Origin of the sequence: Pseudomonas sp. H9 (genome assembly GCF_004353925.1) — a bacterium.
Taxonomy (GTDB): Bacteria; Pseudomonadota; Gammaproteobacteria; order Pseudomonadales; family Pseudomonadaceae; genus Aquipseudomonas.
The window spans coordinates 358,133-378,733 of record NZ_SMOK01000011.1; the positions used below are offsets into that span (position 1 = coordinate 358,133).

Sequence of the window (20,601 nt, forward strand, 5' to 3'; positions counted from 1 at the left end):
CTGCCCCGCCCACCTTGGCAGGCGTACAATAAAAATAGTGCAGATAGCTGCACCTGGAGGTGAATCATGCGCCCTGCCCTGACCTTTTTCGCCCTGTGCCTGCTGACGCCGGGCAGTTTCGCTCAATCGCCGCCCGCTGCCCCGGTTGAAGTCATCTACGACAACCCCGAACACTTCCGTGATGCCAGTCTGGACAGCAACGGTTATGAACGCGGGGCCGACGCCTATGTGATGGACGAGCTGCGCAACTACCTGCAGACCCTCGGCAAGCGCTATCTGCCCGCTGGTCAGACGCTGCGCATCGACATCCGCGACATCGACCTGGCCGGTCGTTACGAGCCTTGGCACCCACAGGCGTATACCGTGCGTTTCATGCGCGATATCACCTGGCCCAGTATCGACTTGCATTACGTACTGTCGCAACAAGGTCAGCCGCTCAGCCAGGCGGATGCGCACCTGTCAGACAAGCTTTATCTGCAGCGCCCTGGCCGCCGGGCCACCAGCGACCGCCTCTATGCAGAGAAAGCCATGCTTGAAGAGTGGTTTCGTAAACAGTTCGCCGTTGCGCAGCACACTTCATCCTGAACTCAACAGCAACGGCGGCAGTCTGAACCTGTGTGAACCGAACAGAGGGCAATGCCAATGGTCACTCACTTCAAGGTCGCCGGCCACCTGGCGTGCGGCCGCCACGGCAACAACCTGATTTCGACCCGCGAACTCAACCGCGTCAAGTGCCGCAACTGTCGCAACACGGATGCGTACAAGGACGCCCGTCGTGAACAACGCAACGCCGCCCGCCGCGCCGCCCGCAAGGCCAAAGCACAACACGGCATCGTCGACTGGCGCTCGGCCTGGATCGCTCGCTTGACTGAAATGCCCGGTTTGCAACGTTTGCCCCGGGGCTTTCATGGCCAGGCCTATGTTTGACCGTTACTGATTACGCTTGCTACGGGGCCGAGCAGGCCCCGCAGCTTGATCACGATGCCCGATGTGTCAGGCCGGCACACCGAGAATAATGTGTGACGCCTTGATCACCGCCGTGGCACTTACACCCGCTGCCAAGCCCAGCTCGGCTACCGCATCACGCGTGACGATCGAATAGATTTTCGTACCACCTGCCAACTCGATGACCACTTCGGCATTGACCGCACCGTCGTTGACGCTGAGCACGGTGCCTTGCAGGCAATTACGTGCAGACAGCCGAATGTCACTCGACTCGGTCATCAGCATCACCCAAGGCGCTTTGACCAGCGCAACAGCCTCTTTGCCTACGGCAATACCGAGGTTCTTGACACTTTCCATGGTCACGACAGCCACCAACTGCTCGCCGCCAGGTAGCTGCAGGCTGACCTCAGCGTTGACAGCGCCCGGCTGCACACTGCTGACCTGACCTTTGAATACGTTGCGTGCACTGACTTTCATGATGCGCCCTTATCTTGACTTCAGGGTTAGGTTTTCGGCGCATAGTCATTTCAGGCGTTGTATAAAAACAACTACAGCGAAAGGCAAATGCCTCAACGAAGCTTCAGACGGACACCTTGAATCCCAAGCATAGGTATAGCCATCGAAGCCAGTACCAGCCACCAATCAGCATTGTCCCGATGGAACGTCTCGATGGCCGCCAAGTACAAACCAATCGCGCTGGTAACGGCACATGAGCCGCCGAGCAACAGCCACTTCAGCCCGTTCATCTGCCCGAACAATGCGGTTCTATGGGCCACGCACAACAACCAGAAGTACATCCAGACCACCGCCCCGATCATGTAAAAACCCAGGACCAACAGGTCTCCTAACATCCCGGCTCCATGCATCGTTTGCCCCACCCTGTAGGAATACCAGGGTGATGCTACTTTGAAATCATTCATTTCTGACAGCCCCGGGGTTGCCACCGTACCGGCAGAAGCGGGCTTGCCCCGCGATGCGATGTGACTGAAAGACCGCAATCGCGGGGCAAGCCCGCTCCTACAGCAAGCCCGCCCAACGTCAGATTCGTCGCCCGTCACCATACAACTGCAACCCTGACTATGCGACAATGCGCGCAATGTCTGGCCTCAACCCCCGCATTTTTCTCCCGACCGCTCGGCCACAGCATGCACATGCTGCTGTCGGCGTATGCCGCAATGCCAGCGACGCAAGCAATTGATAGGTAACCCCTTTGATCTCCACCGCTAACATCACCATGCAGTTCGGCGCCAAGCCGTTGTTCGAGAACGTCTCGGTCAAGTTCAACAACGGTAACCGCTACGGCCTGATCGGCGCCAACGGCTGCGGCAAGTCGACCTTCATGAAAATCCTCGGCGGCGACCTGGAGCCGTCTGCCGGCCAGGTCATGCTTGAGCCGAACGTGCGCCTGGGTAAACTGCGCCAAGACCAGTTCGCCTACGAAGAATTCACCGTGATCGACACCGTGATCATGGGCCACGAGGAGCTGTGGCGGGTCAAGGCCGAGCGCGATCGCATCTACTCGTTGCCGGAAATGACCGAAGAAGACGGCATGGCCGTTGCCGAACTGGAAACCGAGTTTGCCGAGATGGACGGCTACACCGCCGAATCCCGCGCCGGTGAACTGCTGCTTGGCCTGGGTATTCCGCTGGAGCAGCATTTCGGCCCGATGACCGAAGTCGCGCCAGGCTGGAAGCTGCGTGTGCTGCTGGCCCAGGCGCTGTTCTCCGACCCTGAAGTGCTGCTGCTCGACGAGCCGACCAACCACCTGGACATCAATACCATCCGCTGGCTGGAAAGCATTCTCACGGCGCGTAACAGCACCATGATCATCATTTCCCACGACCGTCACTTCCTTAACAGCGTGTGCACGCACATGGCTGACCTGGACTACGGCGAGCTGCGCCTGTTCCCGGGCAACTACGACGAGTACATGACTGCTGCAACCCAGTCGCGTGAGCAACTGCTGGCCGACAACGCCAAGAAGAAAGCGCAGATCGCTGAACTGCAAACCTTCGTCAGCCGCTTCTCGGCCAACGCCTCGAAAGCCAAACAGGCCACCTCCCGCGCCAAACAGATCGACAAGATCCAGCTGGCCGAGGTCAAACCGTCGAGCCGGGTCAGCCCATTCATCCGTTTCGATCAGACCAAGAAGCTGCACCGCCAGGCGGTGACCATCGAGAAACTGTCCAAGGGCTTTGAAGACAAGACCCTGTTCAAGAACTTCAGCTTCACCGTCGAAGCTGGCGAGCGCGTCGCGATCATCGGCCCGAACGGTATCGGTAAAACCACCCTGCTGCGTACCCTGGTCGGCGAGCTGACCCCGGATGCCGGTGAAGTGAAGTGGACCGAAAGCGCCGAACTGGGCTATTACGCTCAAGACCACGCCCACGACTTTGAAGAAGACGTGAGCCTGTTCGACTGGATGGGCCAGTGGACTCAAGGTGAGCAGATGATCCGCGGCACCCTGGGCCGCATGTTGTTCTCCAACGACGAGATCCTCAAGTCGGTCAAGGTGATCTCCGGTGGTGAGCAAGGCCGCATGCTGTTCGGCAAGCTGATCCTGCAAAAGCCCAACGTGCTGGTAATGGACGAGCCGACCAACCACCTCGACATGGAGTCGATCGAGGCGCTCAACCTGGCGCTGGAGAACTACCCGGGCACGCTGATTTTCGTCAGCCACGACCGTGAGTTCGTGTCGTCGCTGGCCACACGCATCATCGAATTGAGCCCAACCGGTGTCGTGGACTTCAGCGGTACTTATGACGATTACCTGCGCAGTCAGGGCGTAATCGTTTAAAAACCGTCGCGGGGCAAGCCCGCTCCCACCGGACCTCTGTGGGAGCGGGCTTGTCCCGCGATTGCATTAAAAATCGTTAGCCTGCTTCCTTTTATTCTCGCACCCAGCGATTATGGACCCTCGCCCACCGCCCGCCAGCGAACGAGCCCATGTCCGCGTTACAACCCCTACCCGCCAGTACCCACTCCATCACCCTGCAGATCCTTTCGATCGTCTTCTACACCTTTGTTGCCTTTCTCTGCATCGGTCTGCCAATCGCGGTGCTACCAGGTTATGTGCATGACCAATTGGGGTTCAGTGCGGTCGTTGCCGGGTTGACCATTGGCCTGCAGTACCTGGCCACGCTGCTGAGCCGGCCGTACGCTGGGCGTGTGGCAGACACCAAAGGCACCAAGCAGGCCATCATCTACGGGTTGATCGGTATTGCCCTTTGCGGGGTGCTGACCTTCGTTTCGACGCTGACGCTTGAACTGCCGCTGTTAAGCCTGCTGCTTCTGCTTGCCGGGCGCTTGTTTCTGGGCGTCGCCCAAGGCCTGATCGGTGTCGCTTCGTTGAGTTGGGGCATCGGTGCGATGGGCGCCGAGCACACCGCGCGGGTAATTGCCTGGAACGGTATTGCCTCTTACGGCGCGATCGCCCTCGGCGCCCCCTTGGGGGTGATCCTGGTGGACCAGCTGAACTTCGCCACGCTGGGGCCGGTGCTGGTCATGCTGGCCGCCCTGGCTTTGCTGGTACTGCGCAACAAACCATCGCTGCCGGTGGTCGCGGGTGAGCGCCTGCCGTTCTGGGCGGCGTTCGCTCGGGTCGCACCCTGTGGTACTGGCCTGACATTGGCGTCGATCGGCTACGGCACGCTCTCGACGTTCGTCACTCTGTACTACCTGGAGCAAGGCTGGCAAGGCGCGGCGTGGTGCCTGAGTGCTTCTGGCGTGTGCTTCATTCTCTCGCGCTTGTTGTTCGTCAATGCGGTCAGCCGGTTCGGTGGCTACCCGGTGGCAATTGTCTGCATGAGCACCGAGGCTTTGGGCTTGACCCTGCTGTGGTTGGCGCCCAACCCGGTGGTGGCCTTGATCGGCGCCGGGTTGACCGGTTTTGGCTTGTCATTGGTGTACCCGGCGCTGGGCGTGGAAGCCATCAAGCAGGTGCCGGTGTCCAGCCGCGGCGCAGGGCTGGGGGCTTATGCGGTGTTCTTTGACCTTGCCCTGGCCATCGCCGGGCCGTTGATGGGCGCGGTGGCCTTGCACCTGGGTTATGCCTGGATTTTCTGCATCGCGGCCTTGTTGTCACTGGCGGGCGTGGGCCTGACCCTGCTACTGGCGCGCCGCGCAGCCGGTTATTGATCAGCCGTGTCGAGCCTGACAGGGCTGGGCCGGCCGAGTGCACGCGTAAAAAAGTGCGCAGCTTCGGCTTGCAACGACAAGTGAATATTTTCGCGGTCTACCCCATCGGGGTCATTGCACAGCGCCGCCATGTGCTCACGTTGCTCGTCGTCACACGGGGCCATGAACACGAAATGCCCGGCGCCGGCCAACAAGCGGTAATTGGGGGTAATCGGCAACTTGCGCGCCAGGGCCTGGGCGTTCTTGTCGATGGCCAATAACTGGTCGTTGTCGCCGCTGTAGATCAACGTCGGTACCTTGACCCGGGCCAAGGCGTGGCGACCGAACATCAAACTTGACGGCGCCATCAGCAGCAAGGCGTGAATGCGTGGATCTGCTTCGGCGCTGAGGTCGGCACGGTCAGCAATCAGCACACCATTGGTTTTGCAGGCATCGGCATCCAGTGGCCGTTCCAGGCAATACCGGCGCAAGCGTTCGAGGTCGGGCTCGGCCCCGGCAAGCATCAACGCGGTTTCTCCGCCGGCGGAGTAGCCGATCATACCGACCTGCTCGCCCTTGACGTACGGTGCCAGAAACGGGTCGGCCAGGGTCGCGCTGATCGCCGCACTGATCTGCAATGGCCGCCCGTACAGGTTGCTCAGGGTCCCCAGACGGCTGTGGTCACGGCTGTTGTCACCCGGATGGGTCACGGCCACTACCACGAACCCACGACGCGCCAAGGCACTGGCCAGATCATGCAGGGCCAGCGGCGTGCCGGTATTGCCATGGGAGAGCATCAATAGCGGGTAGCGCCCCTTGACAATGGCGGCCCCTTCACTGGCTTCAACCCGATAACCCTCGATGCGACTGGTGCGCTCGGGACCTTGGGCGGGATAAAACGCGAGCGCGTGTACCGGGCGCCCATCCAATGGGTCAGCGAACACCAGTCGGTGCAAACCCACACTCCAGTGCTGCACAGGCTCGGCGTGTGCCCAACTGATCATGCCTAACCAGCACAGCAGCCACAGCATCGCCCATTTGCGCATCGGCTTCACCCTGCCCGGCGGGAGGAAGGCCGGGAATCGCTCCAGCATAAGGCCGGGCGCAATGAGCGGGATGAAAGCTCAATGAAAAAACCGACAGCAGACCTGGCCTACTGTCGGTTCTGGTCACGCGTTGGCGCGGATCACGCGGCGGCGAACAACTCGTTGCTGATCTGCGCTCGAGCAGCGCTCATGGCGTTGGCACGCGGCTCATCACCGTAAGCCAGGCCGTGGGCGCGAACGATTTCCAGGTCAGTGATGCCGATGAAATCGAGGAACACCTTGAGGAAGTCTTCATGACCGGCACCTGTCGGCTGGCCAGCGTGCAGACCACCGGCGGTGGACACCAGGATCACCTTCTTGTCACCACACAGGCCTTCAGGGCCGGCTTCGGTGTAACGGAAGGTCTTACCGGCCACCGCAATGCGGTCGATCCAGGCCTTGAGCTGAGTCGGAATGGTGAAGTTGTACATTGGCGCACCGATCACCACCGCATCGGCCTCAAGAAACTCTTGCAGGGTTTCGCTGCTCAGTTGAGCTTCGTGCTGCTGCGCGGCGTCACGCATCGCTTCGGGGGTGCCAGCAGCAACCAGGGTGGCTGCGGAGAAGTGGCTGATAGCATCGGCAGCCAGGTCACGGTAGACGACTTCCACCGACGGATCGGCGGCTTTCCAGGCATCGACCACATTGCGGCTCAGCTGGCGGGAGGCGGAATTGTCGCCCAGGATGCTCGAATCGATATGCAACAGTTTCATGGGACTCTCCTGATTGAAGACCGCATCGGGGCGATCACGATGGAGAGAATCCTACCTGCGCAGCGAATGGCTGATAAGTGAGTAAAAATGCGTTAGTTTGTCCTACTGACAGGACAATGGTGATTGCCATGCAAGACCTCAACGACCTTTTCTACTTCGCCCGAGTGGTCGAAGCCGGTGGTTTTGCCGCCGCCGGACGTCAGCTAGGGATCCCCAAGTCGCGCCTGTCACGGCGTATCGCCGAACTGGAAGAGCGCTTGGGTACGCGCCTGCTGCAACGTACCACCCGGCAACTGAAGCTGACTGCCGTCGGCGAACGTTACCTGCGCCATTGCCAGGCCATGCTGCTGGAAGCGGAAATGGCTGACGAAGCCGTTGCCAGTATGACCAGTGAGCCGCGCGGACGCTTGCGTGTGTCTTGCCCCGTCAGCCTGGCGCATACCCTGATGCCGTCGGTGATCAGCCAGTTTCTTGAGCAATACCCGCAGGTGCAGCTGGACATGGTGCTGCTCAACCGCCGGGTCGACCTGATCACCGAAGGTATCGATGTGGCCCTACGGGTACGTGACCTGGGAGATGAAGACCCGGCCCTGGTCACTCGGCGCCTGCGTCAGGCGCAGATGTACCTGGTGACCTCCCCGGCTTTTGCCGCTGAACATGCCCCGCGCACTCCCGAGGATTTAGCCGGTTTACCGGTGCTGGGTGCGGTGGATGCCGACCGCCTGGTGCATCTGCGCTTGCTCGATGCCCGCGGACACAAACGAGAAGTGGCTTTGGAAGCGCGTCTGGCGATTGACGACTTTGTCGTGCGCAAGACGGCAGCGATGGCCGGCCTGGGCTTCACTGCACTGCCAATCATGCACTGTGAGGAGGAACTGGCCCGTGGCGAACTGGTGCGGCTGCTGCCAGACTGGTCGCTGCCCGGTGGATACCTGCAAGCGGTGTACCCTCATCGGCGCGGCCTGCTACCGGCGGTGCGGGTCTGGATCGATCATTTGGTGACGGCATTTGCAGACTGTGGGGAGCGGTATGTCTAAGCACACGATGAACGAAACGCAGGTCGCAGCGTTCTGCCTGAGCCTGCCCGGCGCACGGGAAGACTACAAATGGGGCGGTGTGCGAGTGTTCTCGATTGCGGGCAACAAGATGTTCGCGGTGCTGGACCTGGCCGGCGCGGGCCTGTCATTCAAGGTCGACAGTGATCTGTTCCTCGGCTATGTCGACCACCCCGGCGTGCGCCCGGCGCCGTACCTGGCGCGGGCGCACTGGATCAGCATGGCACCGCCCTACCCGATGGGCCGCGAGGCACTCTGCGAGCTGCTGCAGCGCTCTCACCAACTGGTGGTCAGGCGCCTGCCCAAGCGCCTACAGCCCGGGCTGCTGATTTAAGGTTCCTGCTGACCCGGAGGGAGCCAGAGTGCCCATATCGCAATAGCAGGGCAAGCCCGCACCTACCGGGGGGTTTAGGATGCTGGCTGGGCCTCAGGTAGCTTCCAGGTGCCATCGAGCACGGCTTTGGCCGGCTGATAGAAGCGCACCATGTAGTTCCAACCCGGCATGATCGGCAAGCAGTTGGCCACCCCTGGCTTGCAATCGCCGAAGCGCACCGAAACGCTGCCGTCTTCGGCTTTTTGCGCGTTCAGATTATTCAGGGCATAGGCACCCTGCGGGTTTTTGCGAAATTGCCCTTGCGCGTCATACACGCTGACTGACCAGAAGGCGCCTTTGGGTACGTCGGCAACCTTCAGCTGGTAGGCGGTTTTGCCGTCATTGTGCGGCGGTGTAACCACTTGGTAATAAGCGTCTTTCTCCGGGTTGCCGCCCCAGGCCATAGCACTGCCGATCAAGTGGCGCACCGGATCAACCTCGCCATGTTTGCCGAACATGCCGCGCGAATCAGGCAGGGTCGCGCCCAGGGCAAACAACGTTTGGCGAATCTGGGCACGGCTGGTTTCGTCCCAATTCGGTACCTGGAACTGGCCCGGGCCATTCTCCTGTTTCGCGACGATTGCATCCTGCAGCGCGGCAATCTTCTGCAGGTCTTGCGGGTCGGCTGGGTTGATCAGCGTACGCACACCAAACATCACATAGCGAGTGTCGACATCCGCCGGGTTGAGGCGGTATTCCCCGGCGCCATAGTGCACGCCCAGCACCTGATGATCCTCATCGATCATTACCAGCGACATGAAACGGCCTCCGGCGTCGGGCAGGGTCACGCTCACCGGGCCTGCCTTCATGTCAAATACGGCAGTGGAGTACAGGGTATCGCGATTGGGGCGGATGACCGTCGGGCGATCGACCGGGATCAAGTCGCGCCAGTGCGAGAAGGTGCCAAAGCCACCGCGTTTGGCCGTCAGGCTGAAGTAGCGGTCGGTTTCGGCGCGAGTGAAGTTATCGACGGTTACCGTGACCGCCTCGGCGGGCAGCGTTTGGCTATGGGCAACAGGCAGGTAAGCGCAATACACGGCGATAGCCGCCACCAGTGGTTTCAACGCAATCATTATTCTTATCCTTTTACACGGTTAGGCCGCAGCGCTTGCCACAGCCTTGAATGGCTTCAGCGCTTGACCAGCGCTGGCGGGAAGTAGTTGCCGTCGGCAACCAGCCCTTTTGCACCGTAGTAGCGGAACATCAGCTTGAACGGTTGCCCGGCGACCGTCGGCAACCAGTTGGTTTCAGCGCCATTGGCCGGTGCTTGCGGCCCGAAATACAAGGTCAGCGAGCCATCGGGGTTGTAGCTCAGGTTTGACTGGTTATTGAGCAAAAACCGCCCCTGCGGATTAGGCAGAACGCGAAACTGTTTGGCATCGGTAGCAGTGATCGACCAGAAGTAACGGGCATACTTCGCCGGTAATTGATCGGCTGGAAAGGTCATTGAGTAACTGGCGCTGCCATCGAGCAGCTCACCGTTATCCAGCGCCGCACCACGGAAGTAGTGCACTTCCTGTTGGGTGTTGGCCCAGATGCCACCGTAGTCCACCAGGGTGCGGGTCAGGTAGTCAGCGCCATAGCTTCCGGAAACTGCCGGGCGCACCCAGCCATTGTGCAGCGTGCCAGGGCCGATGGTGACGATCGCCTTGGCCAGGGCCGGATAGGCGTGGCCTTTGATCTGCTTATCGACCGCAGCGCGTGCTGCCGGGTCGCTGATCGCTGCCGCAATTGCCCGCACCTTTGCCTGCAATGCCTGCATGCCGGGATTCAGATCGGGTTCGCGCAACGCGAGTTCGGCACTGTCGAAGGCCTCGACACCCGGCGGTTTAGGCAGCGCGAAGATCGGCGTGGCGGGTATGGCTTCGGTCACCGGGGTACCCGTGGCGCGCAGGGTGAACTGCTGCTGCAGTTGTTCGGCTTGCTTCCAGTCCGCCCCTAATTCCACCCGCGACAGTACCCGCGCGGTGGAGACCGGCAGGTCAATGCGCTTCACCCCGTCTGGCAAGGCGACGTCAGCGCCCTTCTGGCACACGGCGAATTCGCCATAGGGATGCTCAGGTAGCGCGCGCTCATTGATGTTGGCCAGGGTTTCCCCCCAACCATTGAGAAACTGCACCGTGTAGTAGCGCCCTTCGATCTTCGGCACACTGACCAAGGTGCAACTGCGCGCATCCAGTGCTAACCAAGCCTCTGAATAGGCGACATCGAGGTTGGGGTTAGGCCATTCCACAGCACCGGGCTTGCGGTGCACCAGCTCATTCCAGCGCATCCCTTCCTGGAAATCCAACTGCTGCTGGCGCAGCACCAACAGCCGCCCGAGCAGGTAGAGGTAGGCGTCGCTGACGTCTTGATCGGCAAAGCCCTGTGCCTGCGATACCACAGGCGCCTGCACGGCCTGAGCAGCCGTTGGCGGCAAGAGCGCCGCCAGGCAAGCAATAGTCAGCGCGCGTTTGGCCAGCGTAAAGCGTGATGGGGGTCTCATTATTATTCTCCATAGTGATCCATTCGCTGAAGCACCGGCAGCTTAAGCACCATTCGCCCTGAACCTGTACCGCTCCTTTGGAGTGGGGTTGGTCAATCGAAACGCCTTCGGCTTGACCTGTATCAAGCCGGAAAATGCCTACAGGCGTAGATAGATAGTGTGCTTTACGTACTTCTCCCTTTCCACGGAGTGAATCCCATGGCACTGACTCAATCCACCTCACAGCCACCCTCTGCCGGTGCTTTTGCTCACGAATCAGGCGAGCACTGGATTGAACCCCTTAAAGACGGCGGCCACGTATTGATCCGACCGTTGCGTGCTGAAGACCGCGAACGCGAAAAAGCCTTCATCATGCGGCTGTCCCCCGAATCGCGGCACTTTCGCTTTCTGTGTCAGATCAACGAACCCGGCAAGGCCATGCTTGATCAGCTGATGACCATCGATCAGCAGCATATGGCCTATGTCGCCCTGGCCCATGTCGATGGCGAACTGCAGGAAGTCGGCATCAGCCGCTATGCTGCCGGTGCTTCGCCCGACGAATGCGAGTGTGCACTGACTGTTGATGATCAGTGGCGCCACCGCGGCCTTGGGCCTTTGCTGCTTAGCCACTTGATCGACCACGCACGCGATCATGGCTATAAAGACATGTATTCCATTGAAGACGCCGCCAACACCTACATGCACGACCTGGCGCGTGCCTTCGGCTTCTCGACCGCGCGTGATCCCGATGATGCCTGTCGGGTGGTCCATCGCCTCGCCTTGAGGTGACACGCACTGCTCGGTACTGAATAAGGAGATCGCTATGCCCCCGTTGAACCACATCCTGGTTGCCACTGACCTGTCTGCCCCGGCTCGCCACGCGGCGGAGCGTGCGGCACTGTTGAGCAAAGAGCTGAACGCCAAGCTGGACCTGCTCTATGTTGCCAACTCGGCGCCGTTCGAACGCCTCAAGCAGATTGTCGCGCCGAATGACGATTTACTGCAGCGCAGCGTCGATGCCGGTAAAAAGCACACGCACGAACTGGCAACGCATCTGTTCGATGAGTATGGCGCGGCCTCGGGCGTACAGGTCATGGCCGGTCGCGTGGTCACCGAAATAACCCGTGAAGTGCAGGACCGTCGCACCGATCTGCTGGTCTGCGGGGCAAAGGGACAAAGCCGCGTACGCCATCTGCTATTGGGCTCGACCGTTCAACGCATGCTCAGCCGCATGCTCTGCTCTACCCTGGTGGTCAAGCAGCCGCCGCGCAACGAATACCGCCGCGTATTGGTGCCGGTCGATTTCTCGGCCTCGTCGCTGCGCACCATCGAGCTGGCCAAGTCTGTCGCACCTCAGGCCGATATCATCCTGCTGCACGTGTTTGAAGCGCCCTTCGAATCGAGCATGCGCCTGGCCAATGTCGACCCTGACACCCTCAAGCACTACCGCAATGTCATCAAGAAAGATGCGGTAGAACAGCTAGCGGCGCTCAGCGACACCTGTGATTTGCCCGATGCCAAACAGCTGGTGCTCCAGGGCGACCCTGCGTGGAAAATCGTCGAGCAGGAACAGGATCTGGACTGCGATCTGATCGTCATCGGTAAACAAGGCGAAAGCGCGCTGGAAGAGCTGTTGGTGGGCAGCATCACCAAGTACGTCCTCAGCGAATCGCGCTGTGATGTGTTGGTGTCTCTGTAACTTTCCGGCTTCGCAACCCTAGCGCCAGGGTGCCGTAACCTGACGGCCCCTGGTCTCACCCCACCTGCCCTACTCGGGCAAGCCCGCCAACCTCAGCCCGTCAGCGAACCGCTCAAGGTCTTGCGCCCGCTGTAGGGGCAACCAGTGCTGCAGATTACCGACCCTGAAGTCAGGGTCCAATGCTTGCAAGCGCTGAACCGTAACGCGCGCTTTGTCCAACTGCCCGCTGTGCGCTTGGCTGGCCGCGAGCAAGGCCACGGCCGGCAACAGGCTTGGCAAATTGCCCAGGGCCTTTTCCGCCCAGGCCGAAGCGATGTCGAAGCGTCCGGCGAAAAAATGCGCCAGGGCCATGCCCACTTGCATACGGAACATCTCCGGGTCCAGAGGGCTCAGGCGCACGGCATGGTTGAGGTTGTCGATGGCGGCATCGGTTTCACCGCGCAGTGCCCTCAATATGCCACCCAGGAACCAGGACGGGGCCAGGTTGGGGTTGAGCAGCCGGGCCCGGTCGAGCAAGGCGATGCCGCTATCGACATCACCAACCAGATGGGCCAGCGCATGGCCACCGCGGGTGAGTGCTACGGCGTCGTCACGCCCCAATTCCACCGCCAGCCGCGCCAGGCGCGCGCCTTCGGCAACTTCCCTGGGGCGGTCGATCATCCAGCCATTGATTTTGCGCCAGAAGTGGCACCAGGCAGCCATGCCGTAGGCAGAGGCATACTCTGGATCAAGTTCAATCGCCCGGTAGAACAACTCCAGCGCCTGCTCCATGGCCTGCTGATTACCCTGGTGCAACTTTGCCGTGCCGCGCAGGAAGTAGTCGTAGGCATCCAGGCTGTCGGTGGGTTTGCCCTTGGCCCGCTCGATTTCTGCTCGTTCCAGCTGCGGTGCAATGGCGCCGACGACACTTTCGGCAATGCGGTCCTGCAGTTCGAAGATGTTATCGAGCAGACCTTCGAAACGTTCCGCCCAGATGTGCATGCCACGGCTGGCGTCGATCAGTTGCCCGGTGATGCGCACTTTGTTGCCGGATTTACGGATGCTGCCTTCGAGCACATAACGCACCCCCAGCGCCTGCCCTACGCCCTGAACATCTACCGCCCTGCCCTTGTAGGTAAAGCTGGAGTTGCGGGCAATGACAAACAGCCAGCGGAGGCGCGACAACGCGGTGATGATGTCTTCGACGATGCCGTCAGCGAAATAGTCTTGCTCGGCATCGCCGCTGAGATTCTGAAACGGCAGCACGATGATTGATGGCTTCTCGGGGAGCAGCAGCGCGGGCTCTTCCATCGCCTTGTCACCCGATTCGCTTGCAACCACCACAACGCCGGGGCTGTCGCTGTGCCTGATCAGGCCGACGAAGCGGTAGCCCTTGCGTGCCACGGTACGCACCAGGCGCTGCTCTTCACCGCTGTCACCAATGGCTTTGCGCACTGCATTGATGTGGCTGGTAATGGTCGACTCGGAAACGATACGCGCGCCCCACACCGCGTCAAGCAGCTCTTCCTTGCTGACCACACGATCATTATGGATTAGCAGTTGCAGCAGCAAGTCGAACACCTGCGGCCCGACGGCCACAGCCTGGCCTCGCCAGGTCAATTCCCGGCGCTCTTGGTCGAGCACGTAGTCTTCAAACGCGAATGGCAAGGTCAGTATCCCCTGGCAGAGTGCCCTGGGCCTCCCTGTCCGTGGCGATAATCACTATCAACTGATGATCATACGGCAGCTTTGGACGAAAAAGCAGGCGTGCGTGAAGGAAAAGCCAAGCCCAGTGCAAAGACCCGGCGCCAACAAAACGGCACTCTGGACCTACCCGGACGGCAATGCTTGCCGCCCCTTAACGGAGTGTTGAAATGAAAATCGTCGTCATTGGAGGCACTGGCCTCATTGGTTCGAAATTGGTCAAGAACCTCACCGCGCGTGGCCACCAGGCACTCGCCGCCTCACCCGCCACCGGGGTCAACAGCATCACCCGTGAGGGCCTGGCCGCAGCCATGGATGGCGCCGATGTCGTGGTTGATGTCGCCAACGCGCCATCATGGGAGGACCAAGCAGTGCTTGAGTTCTTCCAGACCTCCACACGCAACCTGCTGGCAGCCGAAGCTGCTGCTGGCGTGGGCCATCACATTGCCCTGTCAATCGTCGCTTGTGAGCGTTCGCCCGCCAACGGCTACTTCCGCGCCAAGGTCGAGCAAGAAGCGCTGATCAAGGCCAGCGGTCAGCCCTATAGCCTGGTGCGAGCGACCCAGTTCTTCGAGTTTGTCGGGGGCATTGCCGAGTCGTCGCTCGTCGGGGATGAAGTCCACCTGTCGCCTGCTTTGATCCAGCCCATCGCCTCCGACGATGTCGCTGCGGCGCTGACGGATGTCGCGCTGGCCACACCGCTCAACGGCACACTGGAAATCGCCGGCCCCGAAGCCATGCCACTGGATGAGCTGGTACGGCGCTTTTTCCGTGCCACTCATGACAGCCGCACGGTGGTAGCGGATGTACACGCACGTTACTTCGGCGACGTACTCAACGACCGGTCGCTGACCCCCGGTGAGCATCCGCGCCTGGGTGCAATCCACTTTGAAGACTGGCTTGCCCGCTCGGCGGCCCAAGCAGCTCGCTGATTCTCCCCTGTACTTGTAGGAGTAGCGCAATCATGACTCGATTCCTTCTGGCGGCGGCCTTCGCCGTACTGTCCATCACCACCGCCTCGGCCGCCGAGCCGACACCGGGCAAAGTCACCCTGGTGTTCGACCGCACCCTGCCGAACGTGCCAGGTAAGAGCCTGCGCGGTGTACTGGTGGAGTATGCGCCGGGTGGCGCATCACCGGCCCATACCCACCCCAAATCAGCCTTCATCTATGCCACGGTACTGGAAGGCGCGGTACGCATCCGGGTTAACGACGAACCCGAAAAAATCTACAAGGCCGGGGAAAACTTCGTCGAAGAGCCCGGCTCGTTCCATGCCGTCAGCGCCAATGCCAGCGATACCCAGCCCGCACGGCTGTTGGCTGTATTCGTTCTCAACACGGAAGAAAAAGACCTGGTGACCCCAGTCAAGCCATAACCACAGTTGGAACAGGCTTGCCGTAGGAGCGGGCTTGCCCCGCGATGCGATCCGTCTGACAAACCGCATCGCAGGGCAAGCCCGCGCCTACTGGCGAGGGACGATCAGCGCAATGTGTTGACAATTATTTTGCAAAAGACTTCTTTCACCCGTATATTCCTGCCGCAAGCGATTAATGTGTCAACAATAAACATAATACGCACCTTACAGATTTCGCAGGGGCAGGCTGCTTTCGGCGGTCTTTGGAGCGGTCACTCTCATTGGCCGAACATCTGCTCCTGCTTTTAACGTCCAAGCCTTGCCCGCGCACGTTGCCACGTGCTCTACAGGAGATCGCCAGTGCTCGAAGCCTATGCCCACCACGTTCAGGAACGCGCCGCAAAAGGCCTGCCCCCACTCGCCTTGAATGCCGAGCAAACCGCCGCTCTGGTCGAGCTGCTCAAACAGCCACCGGCCGGTCAGGAAACCACCCTTGTCGAACTGATCACCCACCGTGTCCCTGCCGGGGTAGACGAAGCGGCCTACGTGAAGGCCGGTTTCCTTGCGGCGCTGGCCAAGGGCGAAACCCGCTCGCCGTTGATCGACAGCACGCGTGCAGTGGAACTGTTGGGCACCATGCAGGGCGGCTACAACATCGTCACCCTGGTCGAGCTACTGGATCACCCTGAGCTGGCAGCGGTTGCCGCCGAGCAGCTGAAACACACCCTGCTGATGTTCGACGCCTTCCACGATGTCGCCGAAAAAGCCCGGGCAGGTAATGCCCAGGCCAAAGCGGTGGTGCAATCCTGGGCCGATGGCGAATGGTTCAACAGCCGCCCGGCATTGGCCGAAAAAATCAGCCTGCGGGTCTTCAAGGTCACCGGCGAAACCAACACCGACGACCTCTCCCCGGCGCCCGATGCCTGGTCGCGTCCGGACATTCCGCTGCACGCCCTGGCCATGCTGAAGATGGCACGCGACGGCATCGTCCCCGACGAGCAAGGCGTCACCGGCCCGATGCGTCAGATCCAGGCCATGCGCGAGCAAGGCATGCCGATCGTTTACGTCGGCGATGTGGTCGGCACGGGCTCCTCGCGTAAATCCGCGACCAACTCGGTGCTGTGGTTCTTCGGCGACGACCTTCCGTACGTGCCGAACAAGCGTGGCGGTGGTTTCTGCTTCGGCAACAAGATTGCCCCGATCTTCTACAACACCATGGAAGACGCCGGCGCCCTGCCGATTGAGTTCGATGTCGCCGATCTGCACATGGGCGATGTCATCGATGTGTACCCGTATGCAGGCAAAGTCTGCAAACACGGAAGCGAAGAGGTCATCAGCACCTTTGCACTCAAGACTCCGGTGCTGCTCGACGAAGTCCGGGCCGGCGGCCGTATTCCGCTGATCGTTGGCCGCGGCCTGACTGAGAAAGCCCGCGCCGAACTCGGCCTGCCACCTTCGTCGTTGTTCCATATGCCGCAGGCGCCGGCCGATACCGGCAAAGGTTACAGCCTGGCGCAGAAGATGGTCGGTAAGGCCTGCGGGGTAACGGGCATTCGTCCGGGCACCTACTGCGAACCGAAAATGACCACCGTCGGTTCTCAGGACACCACCGGTCCAATGACCCGTGACGAACTGAAAGACCTGGCCTGCCTGGGCTTCTCTGCTGACCTGGTCATGCAGTCGTTCTGCCACACCGCAGCCTACCCTAAGCCTGTCGATGTCAACACTCACCACACCCTGCCAGACTTCATGCGCAACCGGGGTGGTGTTTCACTCAAGGTGGGCGACGGCATCATCCATAGCTGGTTGAACCGCATGCTGCTGCCGGACACCGTAGGTACCGGTGGTGACTCGCACACCCGTTTCCCGATCGGCATCTCCTTCCCGGCCGGTTCCGGCCTGGTCGCCTTCGCCGCAGCCACTGGCGTTATGCCGCTGGACATGCCGGAGTCGGTACTGGTGCGCTTCAAGGGCAAACTGCAACCAGGCATCACCCTGCGTGACCTGGTCCACGCCATCCCTTACTACGCCATCCAGCAAGGCCTGCTGACCGTTGAGAAGAAAGGCAAGATCAACGCCTTCTCTGGCCGCATCCTGGAAATCGAAGGCCTGGACGAACTGACTGTCGAGCAAGCCTTCGAACTGTCTGACGCCTCGGCTGAACGCTCTGCTGCTGGCTGCACCATCAAGCTGCCAGAAAAGGCCATTGCCGAGTACTTGCAGTCGAACATTACCCTGCTGCGCTGGATGATCAGCGAAGGCTACGGCGACCCACGCACCCTGGAGCGTCGCGCTCAGGCGATGGAAGCCTGGCTGGCCAACCCGGTTCTGCTGGAAGCCGACAAGGACGCCGAATACGCCGAAATTATCGAGATTGACCTGGCCCAGATCAAAGAGCCGGTGCTCTGCGCACCGAACGACCCGGACGACGCACGCCTGCTGTCGACCGTACAGGGTGAGAAGATCGACGAAGTGTTCATCGGTTCGTGCATGACCAACATCGGTCACTTCCGCGCTGCCGGTAAGCTGCTGGACAAGGTCAAAGGTGGCATCCCTACCCGTCTGTGGCTGGCTCCGCCAACCAAGATGGACGCTCACCAACTGACCGAAGAAGGCTACTACGGCATCTATGGTCGCGCCGGTGCGCGCATGGAAATGCCAGGCTGCTCGCTGTGCATGGGTAACCAGGCACGCGTACAGACCGGTTCGACCGTGGTCTCCACTTCGACCCGTAACTTCCCCAACCGCCTGGGTGACGCCACCAACGTCTACCTGGCCTCTGCCGAGCTGGCAGCGGTTGCCTCGATCCTCGGCAAACTGCCAACCGTCGAAGAGTACATGGAATACGCGAAGAACATCGACAGCATGGCTGCTGACGTTTACCGCTACCTGAGCTTCGACCAGATGGCCGAGTTCCGTGAAGCGGCTGCCAGTGCCAGGATTGCGGTAGTTCCGGCATAAGCGGCACGCTGCGACAAGGCCTTGACGGGCGTCTGGTCAAGGCCTTGAATAGGCGCGTCGATGTACTGGATAACCGCGCCATGCCCTTCACCATTCGCCCCGCCCACAATGATGACGCTGACCTGCTCCCGGAAGTCGAGCGTTCTGCCGCGCAAGCCTTTTTGCAAAGCGAGGTTTTACACTGGATCGCCAGCCAAGACGTGCTCAGCGTTGCACAGCATCGCGCGTTCATCGCCGGCTCCGGCACCTGGGTGCTGGTAGATGCTGACAATCGTCCCCAAGGTTTTCTGTGTGGCCAGGCCTGCGGTGACGACTGGCACATCGTCGAGTTGTCGGTGGCACAGGCTGCGCAAGGCCAGGGCCACGGTCGCCGATTGATCACAACAGCCAGTACCTGGGCGCGGGCAAACGGTTTTACCGGCCTGACCTTGACCACCTTTACCTGCGTTCCCTGGAATGCCCCCTTCTATACCCGCTTGGGTTTCGAAAGGCTCGACCCTCAGCTTTGCAGCGAATTTCTGCAACGCCAACTAGCCGCTGAGCAGGCCCACGGCCTGAGCGACCGCTGCGCCATGCGCCTGGATCTGTAGGAGCGGGCTTGCCCCGCGACAGCAACCCGCTCGTCATAGCGTATCGCGGGGCAAACCCGCACCTAACGGCTGCGGCGTTTACGCAATTGCTGCTTCAAACGATGCATTGGCGGTGCATAGAGAAAGCCGAACGACACACTGTTGTCGCGGCCTTTGAGCGCATGGTGCAGTAGGTGTGCCTTGTACAAACGCTTGAGGTAGCGGTTGCGTGGCCGTGGCTTGAACGGCCAGTGCCGGTGCACGATACCGTCGTGAATGATCACGTAGAGTACGCCGAACGCCGCCACCCCTGCCCCGACCCACTGCAATGGCGCGTGTCCAGCGCGGCCGATGGCGACCAGTGCGAAGGCGATCAGGGCCAGGGCCAGCAAGTAGACGTCGTTGGTTTCCAGCGCGCCGAGGTGTGGCTCATGGTGCGAGCGGTGCAGGAACCAGCCCCAGCCGTGCATGATGTAGCGATGCGCCAGGTAGCCGACACCCTCCATGGCCGTCAGGGTGCAGAGAAAAACAGCAAGGTTGAGGATCATCGCAGCGAACGGCCCGGCGCAGGGTTGGCAAGAAGGCGCAAAAGCCTACCACCAAGCCCGCCACCACCCCAGCGCTTTTCATCAGGGCGCGGTTTCGCGCACGGTCACCGTTGCGGTGGTGCCGGCGCGCAGGTTGTCCTTGCCGGCGTAGTTCGGGTCGATCTCGATGCGCACCGGGACTCGCTGGGCCAGTTTGACCCAGGTATAGCTGGGGTTGACGTTGGCCAGCAGGCGGCTGCCCGGGGCGTTTTCGCGGTCGGTAATCGCGTACGCGATGCTCTGTACTTTGCCGTCGAAACGTTCACCGCTCATCAGGGCGATCTGCACCGGGCTACCGGGATGGATACGCGGCAGTTTGGTTTCTTCGAAATAGCCACTGACGTAGAACGAGGCGCTGTCGACCAGCGCCAGCAAGGCCACGCCACTGCTGGCATAGTCTCCTTGGCGGGTCAGCAGGTTGGTCACATAGCCGCTGACCGGGGCGTAGATACGGGTGCGCTGCAAGTCCAGCTCGGCCTGGGTCAATGCAGCGCTGGCCAGGCGGCTGTTGGCCTGGGCCAGGCTCAGGTCAGACTGACCGCGCATCAGGTCAGCCTGGGCGACAGCCACATCAGTACTGGATTTTTCCCACTCTTCTCCGGAAATCGCAAAGCCTTGCTTCAGGGTCCGGCGCCGTTGTTCTTCACTCTGACGCTGCTTGAGCAGGGCCTGGCTGGAAACGATCTGGGCCCGGGCCAGGCCTTCGTTGGCCTCAGCCACTTCCACCGCCCGACGCGCATGCTCAACAGCCAGGGCGTAGCGTGCGGGATCGATTTCCAGCAGCAAATCGCCTTTGTTAACGTGCTGGTTGTCTTCAACCCGCAGTTCGGTGATACGCCCGGAGACATCCGCCGAGAGCGTCACGACATCGGCCCTGACCCGGGCGTCGCGGGTCCAGGGCGCGCGGGTGTAATGCTCCCAGGCGAACCAGCCCAAGACCAGCGCCAATGCCACGATTGCCAGGGTCGAGGCCTGAGCAACAAATTTCTTCACCGTT

The 20,601-nt window shown here is 60.9% G+C and carries 21 protein-coding genes; 13 read left to right on the plus strand and 8 right to left on the minus strand.

Annotated elements, in window-relative coordinates; translation table 11 throughout:
- Positions 1-66: 66 nt before the first annotated feature.
- Together E1573_RS09525 and E1573_RS09530 are read left to right on the plus strand one after the other, a co-directional pair.
- On the plus strand, positions 67-585 hold the full coding sequence (locus E1573_RS09525) for a DUF3016 domain-containing protein (protein ID WP_133212928.1): 519 nt from the start codon (positions 67-69) through the stop codon (positions 583-585).
- Between the two features lie 57 nt (positions 586-642).
- A complete protein-coding gene (locus tag E1573_RS09530; protein ID WP_133213338.1) occupies positions 643-927 on the plus strand; it encodes a hypothetical protein in 285 nt (94 codons plus the stop codon).
- Between the two features lie 66 nt (positions 928-993).
- Here the strand turns inward: E1573_RS09530 and E1573_RS09535 are convergent, their stop codons facing one another.
- Complete coding sequence (locus tag E1573_RS09535; protein ID WP_133212930.1) at positions 994-1,422, minus strand: molybdopterin-binding protein; 429 nt, start codon at positions 1,420-1,422, stop codon at positions 994-996.
- 192 nt (positions 1,423-1,614) lie between these two features.
- Here E1573_RS09535 and E1573_RS26700 point away from each other — a divergent pair, with 192 nt between their 5' ends.
- From E1573_RS26700 to E1573_RS09545, 3 genes are all read left to right on the plus strand, one after another.
- Complete coding sequence (locus E1573_RS26700) at positions 1,615-1,767, plus strand: hypothetical protein (protein WP_165957315.1); 153 nt, start codon at positions 1,615-1,617, stop codon at positions 1,765-1,767.
- Positions 1,768-2,155: 388 nt separating this feature from the next.
- On the plus strand, positions 2,156-3,742 hold the full coding sequence (locus E1573_RS09540) for an ABC-F family ATPase (protein ID WP_133212932.1): 1,587 nt from the start codon (positions 2,156-2,158) through the stop codon (positions 3,740-3,742).
- Between the two features lie 149 nt (positions 3,743-3,891).
- Positions 3,892-5,082, plus strand: a complete 1,191-nt coding sequence (locus tag E1573_RS09545) for an MFS transporter (protein WP_133212934.1) — start codon at positions 3,892-3,894, stop codon at positions 5,080-5,082.
- On the opposite strand, the gene E1573_RS09550 is transcribed toward E1573_RS09545, so the two are convergent.
- Together E1573_RS09550 and E1573_RS09555 are read right to left on the minus strand one after the other, a co-directional pair.
- The gene (locus E1573_RS09550) at positions 5,076-6,107 is read right to left on the minus strand and encodes a dienelactone hydrolase (RefSeq protein WP_165957316.1); all 1,032 of its coding nucleotides are present in this window, start codon (positions 6,105-6,107) and stop codon (positions 5,076-5,078) included. The genes E1573_RS09545 and E1573_RS09550 overlap by 7 nt on opposite strands.
- Before the next feature lie 140 nt (positions 6,108-6,247).
- Positions 6,248-6,859, minus strand: a complete 612-nt coding sequence (locus E1573_RS09555) for an FMN-dependent NADH-azoreductase (protein WP_133212936.1) — start codon at positions 6,857-6,859, stop codon at positions 6,248-6,250.
- A 128-nt stretch (positions 6,860-6,987) separates the two neighbouring features.
- Between E1573_RS09555 and E1573_RS09560 the strand changes: the two genes are divergently transcribed.
- A complete protein-coding gene (locus E1573_RS09560; protein ID WP_133212938.1) occupies positions 6,988-7,896 on the plus strand; it encodes a LysR substrate-binding domain-containing protein in 909 nt (302 codons plus the stop codon).
- Between the two features lie 7 nt (positions 7,897-7,903).
- Complete coding sequence (locus E1573_RS09565) at positions 7,904-8,248, plus strand: MmcQ/YjbR family DNA-binding protein (protein WP_371925154.1); 345 nt, start codon at positions 7,904-7,906, stop codon at positions 8,246-8,248.
- A gap of 74 nt (positions 8,249-8,322) precedes the next feature.
- Here E1573_RS09565 and E1573_RS09570 read toward each other — a convergent pair whose 3' ends face one another.
- Together E1573_RS09570 and E1573_RS09575 are read right to left on the minus strand one after the other, a co-directional pair.
- Positions 8,323-9,360: a DUF1254 domain-containing protein gene (locus E1573_RS09570; protein WP_133212942.1), complete on the minus strand. Its 1,038-nt coding sequence runs from the start codon at positions 9,358-9,360 to the stop codon at positions 8,323-8,325.
- A gap of 56 nt (positions 9,361-9,416) precedes the next feature.
- Positions 9,417-10,772 carry a DUF1214 domain-containing protein gene (locus E1573_RS09575; protein WP_133212944.1) on the minus strand — a complete coding sequence of 452 codons (1,356 nt, stop codon included), beginning with the start codon at positions 10,770-10,772 and terminating at the stop codon, positions 9,417-9,419.
- Between the two features lie 198 nt (positions 10,773-10,970).
- Here E1573_RS09575 and E1573_RS09580 point away from each other — a divergent pair, with 198 nt between their 5' ends.
- Both E1573_RS09580 and E1573_RS09585 read left to right on the plus strand, forming a co-directional pair.
- Positions 10,971-11,540 carry a GNAT family N-acetyltransferase gene (locus E1573_RS09580; RefSeq protein ID WP_133212946.1) on the plus strand — a complete coding sequence of 190 codons (570 nt, stop codon included), beginning with the start codon at positions 10,971-10,973 and terminating at the stop codon, positions 11,538-11,540.
- A gap of 34 nt (positions 11,541-11,574) precedes the next feature.
- A complete protein-coding gene (locus tag E1573_RS09585; RefSeq protein ID WP_133212948.1) occupies positions 11,575-12,450 on the plus strand; it encodes a universal stress protein in 876 nt (291 codons plus the stop codon).
- A 69-nt stretch (positions 12,451-12,519) separates the two neighbouring features.
- Here the strand turns inward: E1573_RS09585 and E1573_RS09590 are convergent, their stop codons facing one another.
- Positions 12,520-14,097 carry a winged helix-turn-helix domain-containing tetratricopeptide repeat protein gene (locus E1573_RS09590; protein WP_133212950.1) on the minus strand — a complete coding sequence of 526 codons (1,578 nt, stop codon included), beginning with the start codon at positions 14,095-14,097 and terminating at the stop codon, positions 12,520-12,522.
- Positions 14,098-14,303: 206 nt separating this feature from the next.
- On the opposite strand from E1573_RS09590, the gene E1573_RS09595 reads away from it, so the two are divergent.
- The 4 genes from E1573_RS09595 (at position 14,304) to E1573_RS09610 (ending at position 19,038) form a co-directional block, all read left to right on the plus strand.
- Positions 14,304-15,065: an SDR family oxidoreductase gene (locus E1573_RS09595; protein WP_133212952.1), complete on the plus strand. Its 762-nt coding sequence runs from the start codon at positions 14,304-14,306 to the stop codon at positions 15,063-15,065.
- A 29-nt stretch (positions 15,066-15,094) separates the two neighbouring features.
- Positions 15,095-15,508, plus strand: coding sequence for a cupin domain-containing protein (locus tag E1573_RS09600; RefSeq protein WP_133212954.1), 414 nt, complete (start codon positions 15,095-15,097; stop codon positions 15,506-15,508).
- A gap of 339 nt (positions 15,509-15,847) precedes the next feature.
- On the plus strand, positions 15,848-18,448 hold the full coding sequence (gene acnB / locus E1573_RS09605) for a bifunctional aconitate hydratase 2/2-methylisocitrate dehydratase (protein ID WP_133212956.1): 2,601 nt from the start codon (positions 15,848-15,850) through the stop codon (positions 18,446-18,448).
- Between the two features lie 80 nt (positions 18,449-18,528).
- Positions 18,529-19,038: a GNAT family N-acetyltransferase gene (locus tag E1573_RS09610; protein WP_133213342.1), complete on the plus strand. Its 510-nt coding sequence runs from the start codon at positions 18,529-18,531 to the stop codon at positions 19,036-19,038.
- Positions 19,039-19,100: 62 nt separating this feature from the next.
- Here E1573_RS09610 and E1573_RS09615 read toward each other — a convergent pair whose 3' ends face one another.
- Together E1573_RS09615 and E1573_RS09620 are read right to left on the minus strand one after the other, a co-directional pair.
- Entirely contained in the window at positions 19,101-19,565 is a 465-nt protein-coding gene (locus E1573_RS09615) for a sterol desaturase family protein (RefSeq protein ID WP_133212958.1), read from the minus strand.
- Positions 19,566-19,646: 81 nt separating this feature from the next.
- Complete coding sequence (locus E1573_RS09620) at positions 19,647-20,597, minus strand: HlyD family secretion protein (protein WP_133212960.1); 951 nt, start codon at positions 20,595-20,597, stop codon at positions 19,647-19,649.
- Positions 20,598-20,601: the final 4 nt, after the last annotated feature.